The following is a 17,343-nucleotide window of genomic DNA, read 5'->3' on the forward strand; positions in this document are numbered from 1 at the left end:
ATCGCGGGCATTCTACGTGAAAGCAGACCAGTTTGGCAGCCGAAAGCGGGTAGACTTGGCGCCAGTTTTTCCAGACGAGATGAATTAATGAGAAGAGCAGTGATCACCGGTATCGGCGTCATCTCCAGTATCGGCAACAACAAGGAAGAAGTGCTGGCCTCCCTGAAAGCAGGCAAATCTGGCATCACCTATTCCGAGCAGTTCGAACAGTACAACCTGCGCAGCCGTGTCTGGGGTAACATCAAACTCGACCCGTCTGAACTGATCGACCGTAAAGTCATGCGTTTCATGGGCGATGCAGCGGCTTATGCCTATCTCTCCATGCAACAGGCCATCGAAGACGCCGGTTTGCCGGAAGAGATGGTGTCCAACGAGCGTTCCGGTATCGTGACCGGCTCCGGTGGCGCCTCCGGCAAGAACACCTCCGAGTCTGCGGATATCGCCCGTGAGAAGGGCGTCAAGCGCGTGGGCCCCTACATGGTGCCGCGCACCATGTCCTCCACCACCTCCGCTTGCCTGGCCACCCCGTTCAAGATCAAGGGTGTCAACTACACCATCAGCTCCGCCTGCGCCACCTCTGCCCACTGCATCGGTCACGCTCTGGAACTGATCCAGCTCGGCAAGCAGGACATCGTCTTCGCCGGCGGCGGCGAGGAGCTGGACTGGTCTTCCACCATCCAGTTCGATGCCATGGGCGCCCTGTCCACCAAGTACAACGACACCCCGGAAAAAGCCTCCCGTACCTATGATGCGGATCGCGATGGTTTCGTCATCTCTGGTGGCGGTGGCATCCTGGTGGTCGAGGAGCTGGAACATGCTCTGGCCCGTGGTGCCCACATCTATGCCGAGATCACCGGTTACGGTGCCACTTCCGACGGCTACGACATGGTCGCGCCGAGCGGTGAAGGCGCGGTGCGTTGCATGAAGATGGCGATGCAGGGTGTCGGCAAGGTGGATTACATCAACACCCACGGTACCTCCACTCCGGTCGGTGACACCAAGGAGCTGGAAGCGATCCAGACGCTGTTTGGCAGCAATGCGCCCAAGCTCTCCGCCACCAAGGCCATGACCGGTCATGCTCTGGGTGCTGCCGGCGTGCACGAGGCTGTCTACTCCCTGCTGATGATGGAACACGGCTTCATCGCCCCCAGCATCAACATCGAGACCCTGGACGAGAAGGCCGAAGGCCTGCCCATCGTGCGCGCGTACGAAGAGGCGGATCTCAATACCGTCATGTCCAACAGCTTCGGCTTTGGCGGGACCAACGCCTCCCTAGTGTTCAGCAAGTTCAAGGCTTGATGAGCCCACCATGAGTTGCAAATAAGGCGCCGCAAGGCGCCTTTTTCATTGGGTGATCGTCAGCCCCGTTGCGGCAGTGGCAGTCGCATGTAGGTCGCACCCTCGCCATATTCGGTGAGGGACTTGCGAGTACTGGCCGGCTGGAAGCCCTGCTTGCGCCAGAAGGCCGGCGCATCCTGTACCGCCACCAGACCGGCGTGCTCGAACCCTTCGTCTGCGGCAAACGCGAGGGCGGTGGCGAGCAGCCGCTGCCCTATGCCCTTGCCGCGGGCCTGCCGTGAGACGGCGAGATCATGCAGATAGAACTCGTCATTGCCGGCCAGGCGCTGAATGGGGACGGAGAGCGGCGGTGGCTGGTGGGCGCGCCAGGGGTGGCAGAGCAAATAGCCCAGCACCTGGCCCTGATGTTCGGCCACCCAGCAGCTGGCGGGGGCCAGTTCGGCCTTGTTGCTCATGACTTCGATGGGCTCAGGATCCAGCTGGTGATAACACTCGTCCTGAATGGCCATGATGGCGGGCCAGTCGTTGGCCCGGGTCGTGCGGATCTTGATCATAGTGGTAGGGCATGGCTGCCCGAAAACGCTGATTAAACAATGGATTCGTCAACCAGCGTACCAGAACCGGGTCATGAACTGAACAAGCATCTCCAAATGATGCCTTTTTTGATCAGCGCGCCGCCTGCTTGCTGACGACCTTGATGAGCTGGTAGCGCAGGGAAGGGGCATCTGCCGGCACATCGGTGAGCTGCTCCTTGCTGACGGTCAGCTGATAGCGGTAGCCGGGTTCAAACTGAAAGCCTTCAATCTGCTGATAGAACAGGGTCCAGGGCTGCTGCTCGTCATTGCGCACCTGCATGCACTGCATGGGGCCGACACCGACGCAATGTACCAGCTGGCTGTTGACGTAGAGGGTCTCGCCTGCGGTTGGCGTGGGGGCGCTTTGACAGGCGCTGAGCAGCAGGGCGGCAGCGGCGCTGAGGAACAGTGGTCTCATGATGAACTCCTTCGATGGAAAGGGGGGCATTAGAGCGGCAAATAAAAAGGCGGTCAATGACCGCCTTTGTAACAAAAAATCCGAAACCCGTGACTCAACGCTGGTCGAGCGGGGTGAACTCGCGCTGCGGCTGACCGGTATAGAGCTGACGCGGACGGCCGATCTTCTGATCCGGATCCGAGTGCATTTCGTTCCAGTGGGCAATCCAGCCGATGGTACGGGAGATGGCGAAGATCACGGTGAACATGGACATGGGGATGCCAATGGCCTTCATGATGATGCCGGAGTAGAAGTCCACGTTCGGGTAGAGCTTCTTCTCGATGAAGTAGGGGTCGGAGAGCGCGATGCGCTCCAGCTCCATGGCCACGTCCAGCAGCGGATCCTTGATCTGCAGCTCGGTCAGTACCTCGTGACAGGTTTCGCGCATCACGGTGGCACGGGGATCGTGGTTCTTGTAGACCCGGTGGCCGAAGCCCATCAGACGGAACGGATCGTTCTTGTCCTTGGCCTTGGCGATGTATTCGGGGATACGGTCAACGGAACCGATCTCCTCGAGCATCTTGAGGCAGGCTTCGTTGGCACCACCGTGGGCCGGTCCCCACAGGGAGGCGATCCCCGCGGCGATACAGGCAAACGGGTTGGCGCCGGAGGAGCCGGCCAGACGCACGGTGGAGGTGGAGGCGTTCTGCTCGTGGTCCGCATGCAGGGTGAAGATGCGATCCATGGCGCGTTCGACGATGGGGTTGACCTTGTACTCTTCGGTCGGCACGCCAAACATCATGTGCAGGAAGTTGCCGGCATAGGAGAGGGCGTTACGCGGCTGCATGAACGGCTGACCGATGGAGTACTTGTAGCACATGGCGGCCAGGGTCGGCATCTTGGAAAGCAGACGGAAGGCGCAGATCTCGCGGTGTTCTTCGTTGTTGATGTCGAGGGCATCGTGATAGAAGGCGGAGAGCGCACTGACCACGCCGCACATGACGGCCATGGGGTGAGCGTCGCGACGGAAGCCGCGGAAGAAGAAGGCAATCTGCTCGTGCACCATGGTGTGGCGGGTGACCAGACGTTCGAATTCCGTGTACTGCGCCTTGGTGGGCGCCTCGCCGTACAGCAGGATATAGCAGACTTCCAGATAGCTGGCCTGGGTGGCCAACTGGGCGATGGGGTAACCACGGTGCAGCAAGACACCCTGATCGCCATCTATGTACGTAATGGATGATTTGCAAGAACCGGTTGCCATAAAACCGGGGTCGAAGGTGAAGTACCCTTGCGCGCCCAGTTTTCTGACATCGATCACGTCGGGTCCGACAGTTCCTGACAGGATCGGGAGTTCTACCGGGTCTTTACCGGGTAGATGTAGGGTGGCTATCTTATCAGCCATAGCACGTCTCCTTTGCTCTTTTATAATTTGATTCCAGCTCTACTTTATTACGAGTTTGATGACGCTGGCAAAGGTTCTGACCCGTACCAGGGCGGCTGGAGCGCCTTATTTGAAACAGAGTTCAGGGCTGTTGTCAATTTTGCTGGATGATCATTAATGATTTGTTAAATGAGTTGTGGGATCTGGTTTACGGTTTTGGGTTTTCTTTGTAGCTAATTGATTGTCATTGGTTAAGCCCGCCGATATACTGCGCCTCGTGGGTGATGGCTGTCGGTGTTTGAAACGCTTTCGCAAAGCTAGATGTGATATTGAAAATGTTATTTTTGGCTTTCCTGAGTTGTTTTGGTAACAAAAACCTAACAAATGCCACTCCATGCCCTCATAAGCGTGTAAAAACAATAACTAACGTGCTCAATGGAGCTGAGTGGGCAAAGCCGTGAAAAATAAACAGAGACCTGTAAACCTCGACCTACAGACGATCAGCTTTCCTGTCACCGCCATCGCTTCCATCTTGCATCGTGTCTCAGGGGTCATCACCTTTGTGGCGCTCTCAATCTTGCTGTGGATGCTTGGTACTTCACTCGCCTCTCCCGAAGGATTTGAGACCGTGGTGTCCATCATGGACAACTTCCTGGTCAAATTCGTGCTGTGGGGGATCCTGACTGCGCTGGCTTACCACATTGTGGGCGGACTGCGTCACCTGGTCATGGACATGGGCTATTGGGAAGAGCTGGAATCCGGTAATCAGAGTGCCCGTGTGGCCTTCGTGATCACCGCGGTTTTGGCGGTATTGGCGGGGGTACTGGTATGGTAACCAATTCTGCAACCTTCGGGCGCAGCGGCGTTCACGATTACATCCTGATCCGCGCCACCGCCCTCATCATGACCTGTTATGTCCTCTACCTGGTGGGCTTTGTCGCGTTCAACGACATCAGCTACGAGGTGTGGACCGGCTTCTTCGCCAAAACCTTCACCAAGGTGTTCACCCTGTTGGCGCTGCTGTGCGTACTGATCCACGCCTGGATCGGTCTGTGGCAGGTGCTGACCGACTATATCAAGCCGGTGGGGTTGCGCGGTGCGCTGCAATTTGCCCTGGTAGTGGTGCTGTTCGTCTACCTGATGACCGGCTTCGTTGTACTGTGGGGGGTGTAAGGTGACTATTCCAACTCGTGAATTTGATGCGGTGGTGATCGGTGCCGGTGGCGCCGGCATGCGCGCCGCGCTGCAGATTGCCCAATCCGGCAAGAGCTGCGCTCTGTTATCCAAGGTATTCCCGACCCGTTCTCACACGGTTTCTGCCCAGGGCGGGATCACGGTTGCGCTGGGCAATGCCCACGACGACAACTGGCAGTGGCACATGTACGACACCGTCAAGGGCTCCGATTACATCGGTGATCAGGAAGCCATTGAATACATGTGCAAGACCGGCCCCGAGGCCGTCTATGAACTGGAGAACATGGGCCTGCCCTTCTCCCGCTTCGACAACGGCACCGTCTATCAGCGTCCGTTTGGTGGCCAGTCCAAGAATTTCGGTGGCGAGCAGGCGGCCCGTACCGCGGCGGCAGCCGACCGTACCGGTCACGCCCTGTTGCACACCCTCTATCAGCAAAACGTCAAGAACAAGACCACCGTCTTCTCCGAGTGGTATGCGCTGGATCTGGTGAAGAACCAGGACGGTCACATCGTTGGCTGTACCGCCATCGACATGGAGAGCGGTGAAGTCGTCTACTTCAAGGCCAAGGCCACCGTACTGGCCACCGGCGGCGCCGGTCGCATCTACCAGTCCACCACCAACGCCCACATCAACACCGGTGATGGCGTCGGCATGGCGCTGCGCGCCGGGGTCGGCGTGCAGGACATGGAGTTCTGGCAGTTCCACCCGACCGGCATCGCCGGGGCAGGGGTGCTGGTGACCGAAGGGTGCCGCGGTGAAGGCGGCTACCTGCTCAATAAAGACGGCGAGCGCTTCATGGAGCGTTATGCGCCGAACGCCAAGGATCTGGCCGGTCGCGACGTGGTGGCCCGTTCCATCATGATCGAGATCCGCGAAGGTCGCGGCTGTGACGGTCCCTGGGGCCCGCACATCAAGCTCAAGCTGGATCACCTCGGCAAAGAGGTGCTGGAATCCCGTCTGCCGGGCATCTGCGAGCTCTCTCGCACTTTCGCCCACGTAGATCCGGTCAAGGAACCCATCCCCATCATTCCGACCTGCCACTACATGATGGGCGGCGTGCCGACCAACGTGAACGGCCAGTGCCTGACCCAGGACAAGGACGGCAACGACGTGCCGGTGGTCGGTCTGTTTGCGGTGGGCGAAATCGCCTGCGTCTCGGTGCACGGTGCCAACCGTCTGGGTGGCAACTCGCTGCTGGATCTGGTGGTATTTGGCCGCGCCGCCGGCATGCACCTGGTCAACACCCTGAGCGAGATGGAGCACGGCCGCGCCGCCTCCGACGCCGATATCGACGCCGCACTGTCCCGCTTCAACCGCTGGGAAAATTGCCGTGACGGTGAAGATCCGGTGCAGATCCGCAAGGACCTGCAGCGCTGCATGCAGAACAACTTCTCCGTATTCCGGGAAGGCGATGCCATGGCCGAAGGGCTGGCCGAGCTGAAACTCATCCGCGAGCGCCTCAAGAACGCCCGTCTGGACGACACCTCCAAGGAGTTCAACACCCAGCGCATCGAGTGCCTGGAGCTGGACAACCTGATGGAGACGGCCTATGCCACCGCGGTGGCTGCCAACTTCCGTACCGAGAGCCGGGGCGCCCACAGCCGCTTCGATTTCCCGGAGCGTGACGATGAAAGCTGGCTGTGCCACAGCCTCTATCATCCGGACACCGAGTCCATGACCCGTCGCGCTGTCAACATGTCACCCAAGACCCGTGAGGCGTTCCCGCCCAAGGTCCGGACTTACTGATTGCGGAGCTAGCCCTATGAACGTCACATTCTCTGTCTACAGATACAATCCGGATGTTGATAACGTCCCCCATATGAAGGAATATCGTCTTGATATTCCTGAAGGTTCCGACATGATGGTGCTCGATGCACTGATCCAGCTCAAAGAGCTGGATCCCACGCTCGCCTTCCGCCGCTCTTGCCGCGAAGGGGTCTGTGGATCTGACGGTCTCAACATGAATGGCAAGAACGGTCTTGCCTGCATCACCCCGCTCTCCGATCTGCTGAAGAAGGGCAATAACGTCGTTATCCGCCCCTTGCCAGGCCTGCCGGTGATCCGTGATCTGGTGATCGACATGACCCAGTTCTACACCCAGTGGGAGAAGGTCAAACCCTTCCTCATCAACGACGAAAAATTGCCGCCCGTGCGTGAGCACCTGCAATCCCCCGAAGAGCGCGCCAAGCTGGATGGCCTGTACGAGTGTATTCTCTGTGCCTGCTGCTCCACCTCTTGCCCCTCCTTCTGGTGGAACCCGGACAAGTTCATCGGCCCGGCCGGTCTGCTCGCCGCCTATCGCTGGCTGGCGGACAGCCGCGATACCGCGGCTACCGATCGACTGGGTAATCTGGATGACGCCTTCAGCGTGTTCCGTTGCCACGGCATCATGAACTGCGTGAACGTCTGTCCCAAGGGCTTGAACCCGACCAAGGCCATCGGTCAGATCAAGTCGATGCTGCTCAATCGGGCTGTTTAGTATCAGGGCCAGGGCGTCACGCGCCAGGCCCGACCTCTGGATAGCCATCCGTCACCATGGCTGGATGGCTATTTAAACCCTACAAGCTGCGCTGCAGTGAACAAGATGTACAAGGGATAGAAATGCATAACGGCGTGATGAAGGCCTGGTTGGAGTCATCTCACCTGGCTGGTGCGAATGCAAGCTATATTGAGGATTTGTACGAATCCTTCCTGGAAGACCCCGAGTCCGTAGCCGAAGAGTGGCGCAGCCTGTTTAGCTCGCTGCCTCAGGTCAATGGCCATGCGATAGAACAACCTCACTCCCGAGTCCGCGATTATTTCCGTCGCCTGGCCAAGGATCCCTCCCGCTACAGTGCCCCCGTCTCCGATCCGCAAGTGGATGCCAAGCAGGTGCGGGTATTGCAGCTGATCAACGCCTTCCGCTTCCGTGGCCATCAAAACGCCAATCTGGATCCGCTCGGCCTCTGGGCGCGTGAAACCGTTGCCGAACTGGATCCCGCGTTTCACAACCTACAGGGCGCAGACATGGAGGCCACCTTCAACGTGGGCTCCTACGCCATCGGTCGCGAGACCATGGTGCTCTCCGATCTGTATGCCTCGCTGAAGAAAACCTACTGCGGCAGCATCGGCGCCGACTACATGCACCTCACCTCCACCGAGGAGAAGCGCTGGCTGCAACAGCGTCTCGAATCCATCGAAGGGACGGGCAGCTACACCCTGGAAGAGAAGACCCGCTTCCTCGAGAGCCTGACCGCCGCCGAAGGGCTTGAAAAATACCTGGGCGCCAAGTTCCCGGGGGCCAAGCGTTTCTCCCTGGAAGGGGGCGATGCCATGGTGCCTATGCTTAAGGAGCTGATCCGTCGCGCCGGTGAGCAGGGCTGCAAAGAGGCCGTCATCGGCATGGCCCACCGCGGCCGTCTCAACGTGCTGATCAACGTGCTGGGCAAGCGCGCCCAGGACCTGTTCGACGAATTTGCCGGCAAACACGGCGAATCCTGGGGCACGGGTGACGTGAAGTACCACATGGGCTTCTCGTCCGACTTCGCCACCCCGGGCGGCAACGTCCACCTGGCGCTCGCCTTCAACCCGTCTCACCTCGAAATCGTCAACCCTGTGGTCATCGGCTCGGTCCGTGCCCGCATGGACCGTCGTGGTGACAAGGACGGTTCGACCGTACTGCCCATCACCATCCACGGCGACTCCGCCATGGCCGGTCAGGGCGTGGTGGCCGAGACCTTCAACATGTCCCAGACCCGTGCCTATGGCGTGGGCGGGACCGTGCGCATCGTCATAAACAACCAGGTCGGTTTCACCACCTCTTACATCCGTGACCTGCGCTCCACCGAATATTGCACCGACATCGCCAAGGCGGTGCAGGCCCCCGTGCTGCACGTCAACGGCGATGACCCGGAAGCCGTGGTGCTGGTGACCCAGATTGCGCTGGATTACCGCAACACCTTCAAGCGCGACGTGGTGATCGAGCTGGTCTGCTACCGTCGTCACGGTCACAACGAGGCCGACGAGCCGAGTGCGACCCAGCCCTTGATGTACCAGAAGATCAAACAGCACCCGACCCCGCGCAAGATCTACGCCGACCAGCTGGTGGCGGAAGGCAGCATCAGTCAGGAGCTGGCCACTACCCTGGTCAACGAATATCGCGAGACCCTGGATCGCGGTGAGCGGGTGAGCAAGGAGTGGCGTCCGATGGAGTTGCACTCCGTCGACTGGACCCCTTATCTGGGTCACGACTGGGCCATGGCCTATGACAGCACAGTGCCGATGGATCATCTGAAGTCCCTCGGTGAGCGCATCAGCCAGTACCCGGCCACCCACGTGCTGCAGCGCCAGGTCGAGAAGATCTACGAAGACCGTCGCCTGATGGCCGCCGGCGAGAAGCTGCTGGACTGGGGCTTTGCCGAGACCCTGGCCTACGCCACCCTGGTGGACAAGGGCTCGCGCATCCGCTTCACCGGTGAAGACTCCGGCCGTGGCACCTTCTTCCACCGCCACGCCGTGCTGCACAGCCAAACCGATGCCAGCACCTACACCCCGCTGTGCAATCTGCACGACGAGCAGGGCCCGTTCGAGGTGTACGACTCCGTGCTGACCGAGAACGCGGTACTGGCCTTTGAATATGGCTACGCCAGCGCCGAGCCGGCCGGCCTCACCATCTGGGAAGCCCAGTTCGGTGACTTCGCCAACTGTGCCCAGGTGGTGGTGGATCAGTTCCTCTCCTCCGGCGAGCAGAAGTGGGGCCGGATGTGCGGCCTGACCATGCTGCTGCCCCACGGTTACGAAGGGCAGGGCCCGGAACACTCCTCCGCCCGTCTGGAGCGCTATCTGCAAATGTGTGCCCAGCACAACATGCAGGTGTGCGTGCCGTCCACCCCGGCGCAGGTGTTCCACATGCTGCGTCGCCAGGTGGTGCGCCCGATGCGCCGTCCGCTCATCGTGATGACGCCCAAATCCCTGCTGCGCCACCCGCTGGCGGTGAGCAAGCTCGAAGAGCTGGCCGAAGGCACCTTCCAGAACGCCATCGGCGAGATCGATGCGCTGGATCCGAAGGGCGTCAAACGCGTGGTGTTCTGCTCCGGCAAGGTCTACTACGACCTGCTCGATGCCCGTCGCAAGGCTGAGCAGCAAGATGTGGCGCTGGTGCGAATTGAGCAGCTCTACCCCTTCCCGGAAGAGGAAGTGCGCGCCATCCTGGCCGACTACGCCCATGTCACCGACTTCGTCTGGTGTCAGGAAGAGCCGCAGAACCAGGGCGCCTGGTACTGCACCCGTCATCACTACGACAGCGTGCTGCCAAGCCATGCCCGTCTGCGTTATGCCGGTCGCCCGGCGTCGGCTTCACCGGCCGTCGGTTACATGTCAGTCCACGCCAAGCAGCAAAAAGCCCTGGTGGAAGACGCGCTGACCCTGGAATAAACCCGTTGCGAAGGAGAGGGCACGCCGCTGCGCCGACCCTCTCCGACTCTGGAACAAGCCTGCTGGCCAAGAAGTAACAAGGAACTGATTAGATGACTATCGAGATCAAAGTACCGGACCTGCCGGAATCAGTGGCGGATGCCACCATCGCCACCTGGCACAAGAAACCGGGTGATCTGGTTGCCCGTGATGAAGTGCTGGTCGACATCGAGACCGACAAGGTCGTGCTGGAAGTGCCGGCGCCGGAAGCCGGTGTGCTGGGCGACATCCTGCAAAGCGAAGGGGCCACCGTGCTCTCCCGCCAGCTGATCGCCATGCTCAAGCCTGCCCCGGTGGCCGGTGAAGAGACCAAGGAGAAGCCGGTCGAAGCGGTGGCCGATGACGCTGCCGATGGCCTGAGCCCCTCCGTGCGCCGCCTGGTGGCCGAGCATGACATCGACGTCGCCAAGCTGACCGGTACCGGCAAGGGCGGTCGCGTCACCAAGGAAGACGTGGAAGCCTTCATCAAGGGTGGCAACAAGCCTGCCGCCGCACCGGTTGCCGCTGCAGCCCCGGCTGCGCCGGTTGCTCCGCTGGCGGGTCGCACCGAGAAACGCGTGCCCATGACCCGTCTGCGCAAGCGCATCGCCGAGCGTCTGCTGGAGGCCAAGAACACCACCGCCATGCTGACTACCTTCAACGAGATCAACATGGCGCCCATCATGAAGCTGCGCAAGCAGTACGGCGAGATCTTCGAGAAGAAGCACGGCATCAAGCTCGGTTTCATGTCCTTCTACGTGAAGGCGGTGGTGGAATCCCTCAAGCGCTACCCGGAAGTGAACGCGGCGCTGGACGGTGACGACATCGTCTACCACAACTACTTCGACGTCAGCATCGCCGTTTCCACCCCCCGTGGTCTGGTGACCCCGGTGCTGCGTGACTGCGACAACATGAGCCTGGCCGACATCGAGAAGGCCATCAAAGACCTGGCCGGCAAGGGCCGTGACGGCAAGCTGACCGTGGATGAACTGACCGGCGGTAACTTCACCATCACCAACGGTGGCGTGTTTGGCTCCCTGATGTCCACCCCGATCATCAACCCGCCCCAGAGCGCCATTCTGGGCATGCACAAGATCCAGGACCGCCCCATGGCCGTCGACGGCAAGGTCGAGATCCTGCCGATGATGTACCTGGCGCTCTCCTACGATCACCGCATCATCGACGGCCGCGAGTCGGTGGGCTTCCTGGTCTCCATCAAGGAGCTCTTGGAAGATCCGACCCGTCTGCTGCTGGACGTCTAAAGAAATCGGCCGGACCGGCAAGCCCTCTGGCTTGACGGCTCGCGCCACAAGCTTGCCGCCGGACTTCCCGTTCGGCGGCAAGCGGGGGCCAACGCGGCCCCGACGGAACGTCTGAGTGAAAGTGAAATTAGAAAGATAACGAGGGGTCGCCTTGACCCCTTTCACAGGGGATTGAGAAACACGAGCCCCGGACGGAAATACCTACAACACGGATAGAGCATCTATGAATCTGCATGAATATCAGGCAAAACAGCTGTTTGCCGAGTATGGCCTGCCGGTCTCCGAAGGTTATGCCTGTGCCACCCCGCAGGAAGCGGCCGAAGCGGCCGACAAGATTGGCGGCAACACCTGGGTCGTCAAGTGCCAGGTCCACGCCGGTGGCCGCGGTAAAGCGGGCGGCGTCAAGCTGGCCAAGAGCAAGGACGAGATCCGTGCCTTCGCCCAGAACTGGCTCGGCAAGAACCTGGTGACCTATCAGACTGACGCCAACGGTCAGCCGGTCACCAAGATCCTGGTGGAATCTTGCACCGACATCGCCAAGGAGCTCTATCTGGGCGCCGTGGTTGACCGTGGTTCGCGCCGCGTGGTCTTCATGGCCTCTACCGAAGGTGGCGTGGAGATTGAAAAAGTCGCCCACGAAACCCCGGAACTCATTCACAAAGCCGCCCTCGATCCGCTGGTTGGCCCGCAGCCTTATCAGGCTCGCGAGTTGGCCTTCAAACTGGGTCTGGTCGGCGAGCAGATCAAGCAGTTCACCAAGATCTTCATGGGTCTGGGCCAGATGTTCCTGGACTGCGACTTCGCCCTGCTGGAAATCAACCCGCTGGTGATCACCGCCCAGGGCAACCTGCACTGCCTGGACGGCAAGATCAACATCGATGCCAACGCCCTGTACCGTCAGCCCAAGCTGCGCCAGATGCATGATCCGTCCCAGGATGACCCCCGCGAAGCGCACGCCGCTCAGTGGGAGCTGAACTATGTGGCGCTCGATGGCAACATCGGCTGCATGGTCAACGGTGCGGGCCTGGCCATGGGCACCATGGACATCGTCAACCTGCACGGCGGTTCCCCGGCCAACTTCCTGGACGTCGGCGGCGGCGCCACCAAGGAGCGGGTGACCGAGGCGTTCAAGATCATCCTCTCCGACAGCAAGGTACAAGCCGTGCTGGTCAACATCTTCGGTGGCATCGTGCGCTGCGACATGATCGCGGAAGGCATCATCGGCGCCGTCAAGGAAGTGGGGGTGAAAGTGCCCGTGGTGGTGCGTCTGGAAGGCAACAATGCCGAACTGGGTGCCCGTAAACTGGCCGACAGCGGCCTCAATATCATCGCCGCAACGAGTCTGACTGACGCAGCTCAGCAAGTGGTAAAAGCAGCGGAGGCCAAATAATGAGCGTTCTGATCAACAAAGACACCAAGGTGATCTGCCAGGGCTTTACCGGCGGTCAGGGTACCTTCCACTCCGAACAGGCGATTGCCTACGGTACCCAGATGGTCGGCGGCGTGTCCCCGGGCAAGGGTGGCACCACCCACCTGGGCCTGCCGGTGTTCAACACCGTCCGTGACGCCGTGGAAGCCACCGGTGCCACCGCCTCCGTCATCTATGTCCCGGCCCCGTTCTGCAAGGACGCCATCCTGGAAGCCATCGATGCCGGCATCAAGCTCATCGTCACCATCACCGAAGGCATCCCGACCCTGGACATGCTGGACGTGAAGGTGAAGCTGCAGGAAACCGGCGTGCGCATGATCGGGCCCAACTGCCCGGGCGTCATCACCCCGGGTGAGTGCAAGATCGGCATCATGCCCGGCCACATCCACAAGCCGGGCAAGGTGGGCATCGTCTCCCGCTCCGGCACCCTGACCTATGAAGCGGTCAAGCAGACCACGGACGAGGGCTTCGGCCAGTCCACCTGCGTCGGTATCGGTGGCGACCCCATCCCGGGTTCCAACTTCATCGACATTCTGGAGATGTTCCAGAACGATCCGCAGACCGAAGCCATCGTGATGATCGGCGAGATCGGCGGCAATGCCGAGGAAGACGCGGCTGCCTACATCAAGGCCCACGTCACCAAGCCGGTGGTCTCCTACATCGCGGGCGTCACCGCTCCGGCTGGCAAGCGCATGGGTCATGCGGGCGCCATCATCGCCGGTGGCAAAGGCACCGCGGCCGAGAAATTTGCTGCCCTGGAAGATGCCGGCGTGAAAACCGTGCGCTCCCTGGCCGATATCGGCAAGGCCCTGCGTGAAGTAACCGGCTGGTAAGTTCTTTTGCCTGTTATCTCTGATAAAAATGCCGCCCTTGGGGCGGCATTTTTTATGGGGATAGTTTGTTTTTTTCGCCTGCGTCCGAATACGCTTCGCTATTCGAACCTACAGTCACCGCATATTTTATAAATATTTAATGTTCGTTAGGTCACTTTATTTTTATGTACTTACTGCTCTTAAAAGCTTTTGCTATATCTGATTTAACTTTATCCACTAATTCTTCCGCATAATCTTGTGCAATCGAAAGTCCTTTTGATTTTGCTGTTATCAATAAGGATGTAACATCATTTTCTCTACCACAATTAGCACATACCACAAAACTATGGCTAGGGGGCGTGTAATCAGAATAAGGTATTGCAAACTGTTCAGAGTGACAAAAAGTACAGCGTAACTTAATCGTTTTCTGTAGTTCATTCATAATTAAAACAGCCCAGTTAGTGAACCTGCAACCCCTCCGACTATGGAGCTAACAAGAGGGTGTTCGAGAAATTTAGCAAGCCGTTTTTTTGCTTCGTCCTTTTCCTCTACTGAAGCTTGAGAATTGTCAATGTCTTGAACTAATTGATTGAAAACATTGCTGATGCTTTGAGTGTTTCCATTTCCAATTTGAGAGGGTGCATTAACATTTAATGTTGATATTTGCATGCTGGCACCTAACTCATATGAGCGATTTCTGCCATGTTTTATGGAGATAGCTCTGCTTTGCCCCTCTTCTGTGAGTTGAATGTTTGAAAAGCCACCAAAAGCTTTCATTACAAGCCCACGGGAGTTACAAATATTTAAAATCCTAAACAAATGTTCTTCTGACCAACCTAATTTCTTATCTATAGCTACTCGATCACTTTCATCATTATTAAATTCAAAATAAATAGTCTTAATAGTTGAACCTAAGCTTTCCATGCAATCATTCATATAGGTTAACAGCGCATCGATATCAGATTGAATTTTTTCTGGATTCATGGTGAGCCTCTTAAATAGGTATGATGTAAAAACTTCTTAAATATAAATTTACATTACCATGACAGCTGGTGTGAAGAAACATGTATGTCATAGTGTTTAATATATTGTTTTGTGGCTTTATTGACAGAAATGTATTAATGGAATAGCAACGCAATAAGCGATTTCCCATTCGTAGGACGATCGGGGGACAGTATTGTATGCCATAGCCTTCGTGCGGCCAGAATTGAACGGGCCAAGTCGAATGCACATTAAACCAAGGCCATTGGCCTTGCACAGTGTTCCTCGCTGTCAGGTCTGACAATCACGCTGCTCCATAAAAATGCCGGCTCAGGGGTCGGCATTTCGCTGGTAAAGGCACTGGGCTGGCGGCATCTCCGCTTCGCTCGTAGTTGATAGCCTGCCTTACCGCCTGAGCCTTATTGGATTGGGTAAATCAGTCTTGCTGCATACAGACGATGCGAGTGACTTCGATATCGTAAATCTGCTCGAGGGTATCGGCAGGGAGTTCATCGGCGAAACCGTCACCAACCTTGAAAAATCGGGCCATAGCGCGTATAACCACGCGCTTGTCAGTGTATTGAGTGAGCCAACTTTTATGCAGCAGAGTGAACCCGTGCAGAACGCCCCCTTTTGGCAGGTAAAAAGCCTGCAACAGATGACCATGACGGAGTGGGAGTCCCTGTGCGACGGCTGCGGCAAGTGCTGCCTGAACAAGCTGATCGACGAGGACACCGAGGAGCTGGTGTTCACCAACGTGGCCTGCAACCTGCTCAATACCAAGACCTGCCAGTGCTCCGACTACGGCAACCGCTTTAAAAAAGAGCCGGACTGCCTGCAGATCACCCACGACAAGATTGCCGAATATGACTGGCTGCCCTCGACCTGTGCCTATCGCCTGCTGGCGGAGGGGCAGAGTCTGCCAGAGTGGCATCCGCTTATCACCGGCAGCCGCAGCGCCATGCACCAGGCCGGCCAGTCGGTGCGCGGCAAGGTAGTGCACGAGGTGGATGCCGGCGACTGGATCGATCACATCATTACCTGGGCCAGCTAACGCCAGGCCTGTCTATCGGGCCAGCCGCGAGCCGTACCAACTGCGAAGGGGCAGGGGAGTCATCACTCTCCTGCCCCTTCGGCTTTCTGGCTCCTTCCAAAGCGCTGGGCGAAGGTGCCTATTTGTCCGCCTTGCCCGCCGCATCGGCAAGTTTGGCCAGCTGTTTGTCATACCAGGCCACCGGACGGTTCTCATCTTCCGCTCGCTCCTTGCGCCGGATGGCGTTGCGTACCGCCATGGCCCCCAGCCAGCGAAACGGCTCGGGCGGAAAGTAGCCGCGCGGGCCGCTGACCAGCGCGCAGTCGCGCCACGGCTTGTCCTCCTCCCGCAGCACTTCATCGCGCACCAAGGCCGCCAGGATCTGGCCACCCATCCAGCTCTGCGCCACCCCGTTGCCGGAGTAGCCGAGGCCATAGACGATATTGGGCTGCCCTCGCCAGTGGCCGAAGAAGGGGAGGCCATCTACCGAGCGGTCGGAGGCGCCGCACCAGCTGGCAGCGATGGGCACCTCTTTGAGCGCCGGAAAGAAGCGGCGCAGGGTGCGGGTGAGGGGGGCAAGATAACGGCTCGGGGCATCGAACTCGGCCAGATGGCGGTTGGCAAAGGCGAAGGTGTTGCCCCCCTTGCCCAGCATCAGCCGCCCTTGCGGGGTGGAACGGTAGTAGTGGACAAAGGTGCGGCCATCCACCACGGAGCGGCCGTGCGCAAGCTGCTGGGCGGCCAGTGCATCCGGCGCGGGGTCGGTGATCACCATATCGGAGGAGACCAGCACGATACTGCGGCGAAACTCGCGAAAGTGCGCCGCCATGGCGCTGTTGAGGGCCAGCACCACCTTGCGGGCGCGCACCTCGCCCTGCGCTGTCTGCACCCGCGATGGCTGGCCCCCTTCGAGGCGCTGCATGGGGGAGTGCTCATAAACCTCGACCCCCAGCTCCCGCGCCACCCGCAGCAGGCCGCGCACCAGCAGTGCCGGTTGCACCGAGCCCGCGTGGGGGCTGTAGAGTCCCTCCAGATGAACGTGGGAGCCGCTCTGGCTCGCCAGCTCACCCTCCGCAATCGCCTGCCACTGGTTAAGGCCGGCTCGCTTTAGCGCCTGCAATACCGGCTCCATCAGGCCGCGCTGGGCCTCGCTGGTGGCGGTGTAGCAGGTGCCCTCGACCCTCAGCTGCGCCTCTATGTTGTGCGTTTCGCAGAAGCGGGCGATCTCGTGCACCGCCTGCTCGGAGCCTTGCACCAGCCAGGCGGCCTGCTGCTCGCCAAACAGGCGCTTTAACGTCAGGTATTTGGCCGACCAGGTGAGCAGGCAGCCGCCGTTGCGCCCGGAGGCACCGCTGCCGCAGCGATCTTTCTCCAGCACCATGATGCGCAAGTGTGGCTCGGCCTGTTTAAGGGCGATGGCGCTCCACAGCCCGGTAAAGCCGCCGCCGACGATGCAGACATCGGCCTCGTGGTTGCCGACAAGGGGGATAGGCGGCGCGGGCTGTTCGGCGGCTAGCGCCTCGGCCAGCCAGAAGGGGAGAGTGGACAT

The 17,343-nt window shown here is 59.3% G+C and carries 16 protein-coding genes; 10 read left to right on the plus strand and 6 right to left on the minus strand.

Going from position 1 to position 17,343, the window contains the following annotated elements; genetic code table 11:
* Nucleotides 1–87: 87 nt before the first annotated feature.
* The gene (gene fabB / locus E5E97_RS14680) at nucleotides 88–1,299 is read left to right on the plus strand and encodes a beta-ketoacyl-ACP synthase I (protein ID WP_016350500.1); all 1,212 of its coding nucleotides are present in this window, start codon (nucleotides 88–90) and stop codon (nucleotides 1,297–1,299) included.
* Nucleotides 1,300–1,358: 59 nt separating this feature from the next.
* Here fabB and E5E97_RS14685 read toward each other — a convergent pair whose 3' ends face one another.
* The 3 genes from E5E97_RS14685 to E5E97_RS14695 form a co-directional block, all read right to left on the minus strand.
* Entirely contained in the window at nucleotides 1,359–1,853 is a 495-nt protein-coding gene (locus E5E97_RS14685) for a GNAT family N-acetyltransferase (RefSeq protein WP_118881365.1), read from the minus strand.
* Nucleotides 1,854–1,965: 112 nt separating this feature from the next.
* Nucleotides 1,966–2,292 carry a DUF4377 domain-containing protein gene (locus E5E97_RS14690; protein ID WP_024945411.1) on the minus strand — a complete coding sequence of 109 codons (327 nt, stop codon included), beginning with the start codon at nucleotides 2,290–2,292 and terminating at the stop codon, nucleotides 1,966–1,968.
* A 94-nt stretch (nucleotides 2,293–2,386) separates the two neighbouring features.
* Nucleotides 2,387–3,673 carry a citrate synthase gene (locus E5E97_RS14695; protein ID WP_005300205.1) on the minus strand — a complete coding sequence of 429 codons (1,287 nt, stop codon included), beginning with the start codon at nucleotides 3,671–3,673 and terminating at the stop codon, nucleotides 2,387–2,389.
* Nucleotides 3,674–4,097: 424 nt separating this feature from the next.
* On the opposite strand from E5E97_RS14695, the gene sdhC reads away from it, so the two are divergent.
* The 8 genes from sdhC (at nucleotide 4,098) to sucD (ending at nucleotide 13,801) form a co-directional block, all read left to right on the plus strand.
* Nucleotides 4,098–4,487 carry a succinate dehydrogenase cytochrome b556 subunit gene (sdhC, locus tag E5E97_RS14700; RefSeq protein ID WP_011705795.1) on the plus strand — a complete coding sequence of 130 codons (390 nt, stop codon included), beginning with the start codon at nucleotides 4,098–4,100 and terminating at the stop codon, nucleotides 4,485–4,487.
* Complete coding sequence (sdhD, locus tag E5E97_RS14705) at nucleotides 4,481–4,825, plus strand: succinate dehydrogenase, hydrophobic membrane anchor protein (RefSeq protein WP_011705796.1); 345 nt, start codon at nucleotides 4,481–4,483, stop codon at nucleotides 4,823–4,825. Before sdhC ends, sdhD begins: the two co-directional genes overlap by 7 nt.
* 1 nt (nucleotide 4,826) lies before the next feature.
* The gene (gene sdhA, locus E5E97_RS14710) at nucleotides 4,827–6,593 is read left to right on the plus strand and encodes a succinate dehydrogenase flavoprotein subunit (RefSeq protein WP_011705797.1); all 1,767 of its coding nucleotides are present in this window, start codon (nucleotides 4,827–4,829) and stop codon (nucleotides 6,591–6,593) included.
* Nucleotides 6,594–6,609: 16 nt separating this feature from the next.
* Nucleotides 6,610–7,326 carry a succinate dehydrogenase iron-sulfur subunit gene (locus E5E97_RS14715; protein ID WP_011705798.1) on the plus strand — a complete coding sequence of 239 codons (717 nt, stop codon included), beginning with the start codon at nucleotides 6,610–6,612 and terminating at the stop codon, nucleotides 7,324–7,326.
* A 122-nt stretch (nucleotides 7,327–7,448) separates the two neighbouring features.
* Entirely contained in the window at nucleotides 7,449–10,259 is a 2,811-nt protein-coding gene (gene sucA / locus E5E97_RS14720; RefSeq protein WP_024945410.1) for a 2-oxoglutarate dehydrogenase E1 component, read from the plus strand.
* Between the two features lie 92 nt (nucleotides 10,260–10,351).
* Nucleotides 10,352–11,539 carry a 2-oxoglutarate dehydrogenase complex dihydrolipoyllysine-residue succinyltransferase gene (gene odhB / locus E5E97_RS14725; protein ID WP_011705800.1) on the plus strand — a complete coding sequence of 396 codons (1,188 nt, stop codon included), beginning with the start codon at nucleotides 10,352–10,354 and terminating at the stop codon, nucleotides 11,537–11,539.
* Between the two features lie 223 nt (nucleotides 11,540–11,762).
* On the plus strand, nucleotides 11,763–12,929 hold the full coding sequence (sucC, locus tag E5E97_RS14730; protein WP_011705801.1) for an ADP-forming succinate--CoA ligase subunit beta: 1,167 nt from the start codon (nucleotides 11,763–11,765) through the stop codon (nucleotides 12,927–12,929).
* Nucleotides 12,929–13,801, plus strand: coding sequence for a succinate--CoA ligase subunit alpha (sucD, locus tag E5E97_RS14735; protein ID WP_005300222.1), 873 nt, complete (start codon nucleotides 12,929–12,931; stop codon nucleotides 13,799–13,801). The genes sucC and sucD overlap by 1 nt, the downstream gene beginning before the upstream one ends.
* A 151-nt stretch (nucleotides 13,802–13,952) precedes the next feature.
* Here the strand turns inward: sucD and E5E97_RS14740 are convergent, their stop codons facing one another.
* Nucleotides 13,953–14,222 carry a hypothetical protein gene (locus tag E5E97_RS14740; protein WP_216368119.1) on the minus strand — a complete coding sequence of 90 codons (270 nt, stop codon included), beginning with the start codon at nucleotides 14,220–14,222 and terminating at the stop codon, nucleotides 13,953–13,955.
* Between the two features lie 2 nt (nucleotides 14,223–14,224).
* Nucleotides 14,225–14,764 carry a hypothetical protein gene (locus E5E97_RS14745; RefSeq protein ID WP_171280476.1) on the minus strand — a complete coding sequence of 180 codons (540 nt, stop codon included), beginning with the start codon at nucleotides 14,762–14,764 and terminating at the stop codon, nucleotides 14,225–14,227.
* Between the two features lie 595 nt (nucleotides 14,765–15,359).
* Between E5E97_RS14745 and E5E97_RS14750 the strand changes: the two genes are divergently transcribed.
* Complete coding sequence (locus tag E5E97_RS14750) at nucleotides 15,360–15,815, plus strand: YcgN family cysteine cluster protein (protein WP_005300228.1); 456 nt, start codon at nucleotides 15,360–15,362, stop codon at nucleotides 15,813–15,815.
* A 118-nt stretch (nucleotides 15,816–15,933) separates the two neighbouring features.
* Here E5E97_RS14750 and E5E97_RS14755 read toward each other — a convergent pair whose 3' ends face one another.
* Complete coding sequence (locus tag E5E97_RS14755; protein WP_171280477.1) at nucleotides 15,934–17,343, minus strand: FAD-dependent oxidoreductase; 1,410 nt, start codon at nucleotides 17,341–17,343, stop codon at nucleotides 15,934–15,936.

It is taken from the genome of Aeromonas sp. 2692-1 (assembly GCF_013085505.1).
GTDB lineage: Bacteria > Pseudomonadota > Gammaproteobacteria > Enterobacterales > Aeromonadaceae > Aeromonas > Aeromonas hydrophila.

Bases quoted from the DNA above. Each gene is read 5' to 3' on its own strand.
- E5E97_RS14750 (WP_005300228.1), top strand. From the start codon at position 15,360: ATGCAGCAGAGTGAACCCGTGCAGAACGCCCCCTTTTGGCAGGTAAAA.
- E5E97_RS14740 (WP_216368119.1), bottom strand. From the start codon at position 14,222: ATGAATGAACTACAGAAAACGATTAAGTTACGCTGTACTTTTTGTCAC.
- E5E97_RS14755 (WP_171280477.1), bottom strand. From the start codon at position 17,343: ATGTCCACTCTCCCCTTCTGGCTGGCCGAGGCGCTAGCCGCCGAACAG.
- E5E97_RS14690 (WP_024945411.1), bottom strand. From the start codon at position 2,292: ATGAGACCACTGTTCCTCAGCGCCGCTGCCGCCCTGCTGCTCAGCGCC.
- sdhD (WP_011705796.1), top strand. From the start codon at position 4,481: ATGGTAACCAATTCTGCAACCTTCGGGCGCAGCGGCGTTCACGATTAC.
- E5E97_RS14745 (WP_171280476.1), bottom strand. From the start codon at position 14,764: ATGAATCCAGAAAAAATTCAATCTGATATCGATGCGCTGTTAACCTAT.
- E5E97_RS14685 (WP_118881365.1), bottom strand. From the start codon at position 1,853: ATGATCAAGATCCGCACGACCCGGGCCAACGACTGGCCCGCCATCATG.
- E5E97_RS14695 (WP_005300205.1), bottom strand. From the start codon at position 3,673: ATGGCTGATAAGATAGCCACCCTACATCTACCCGGTAAAGACCCGGTA.
- sucD (WP_005300222.1), top strand. From the start codon at position 12,929: ATGAGCGTTCTGATCAACAAAGACACCAAGGTGATCTGCCAGGGCTTT.
- sucC (WP_011705801.1), top strand. From the start codon at position 11,763: ATGAATCTGCATGAATATCAGGCAAAACAGCTGTTTGCCGAGTATGGC.
- fabB (WP_016350500.1), top strand. From the start codon at position 88: ATGAGAAGAGCAGTGATCACCGGTATCGGCGTCATCTCCAGTATCGGC.
- sucA (WP_024945410.1), top strand. From the start codon at position 7,449: ATGCATAACGGCGTGATGAAGGCCTGGTTGGAGTCATCTCACCTGGCT.
- odhB (WP_011705800.1), top strand. From the start codon at position 10,352: ATGACTATCGAGATCAAAGTACCGGACCTGCCGGAATCAGTGGCGGAT.
- E5E97_RS14715 (WP_011705798.1), top strand. From the start codon at position 6,610: ATGAACGTCACATTCTCTGTCTACAGATACAATCCGGATGTTGATAAC.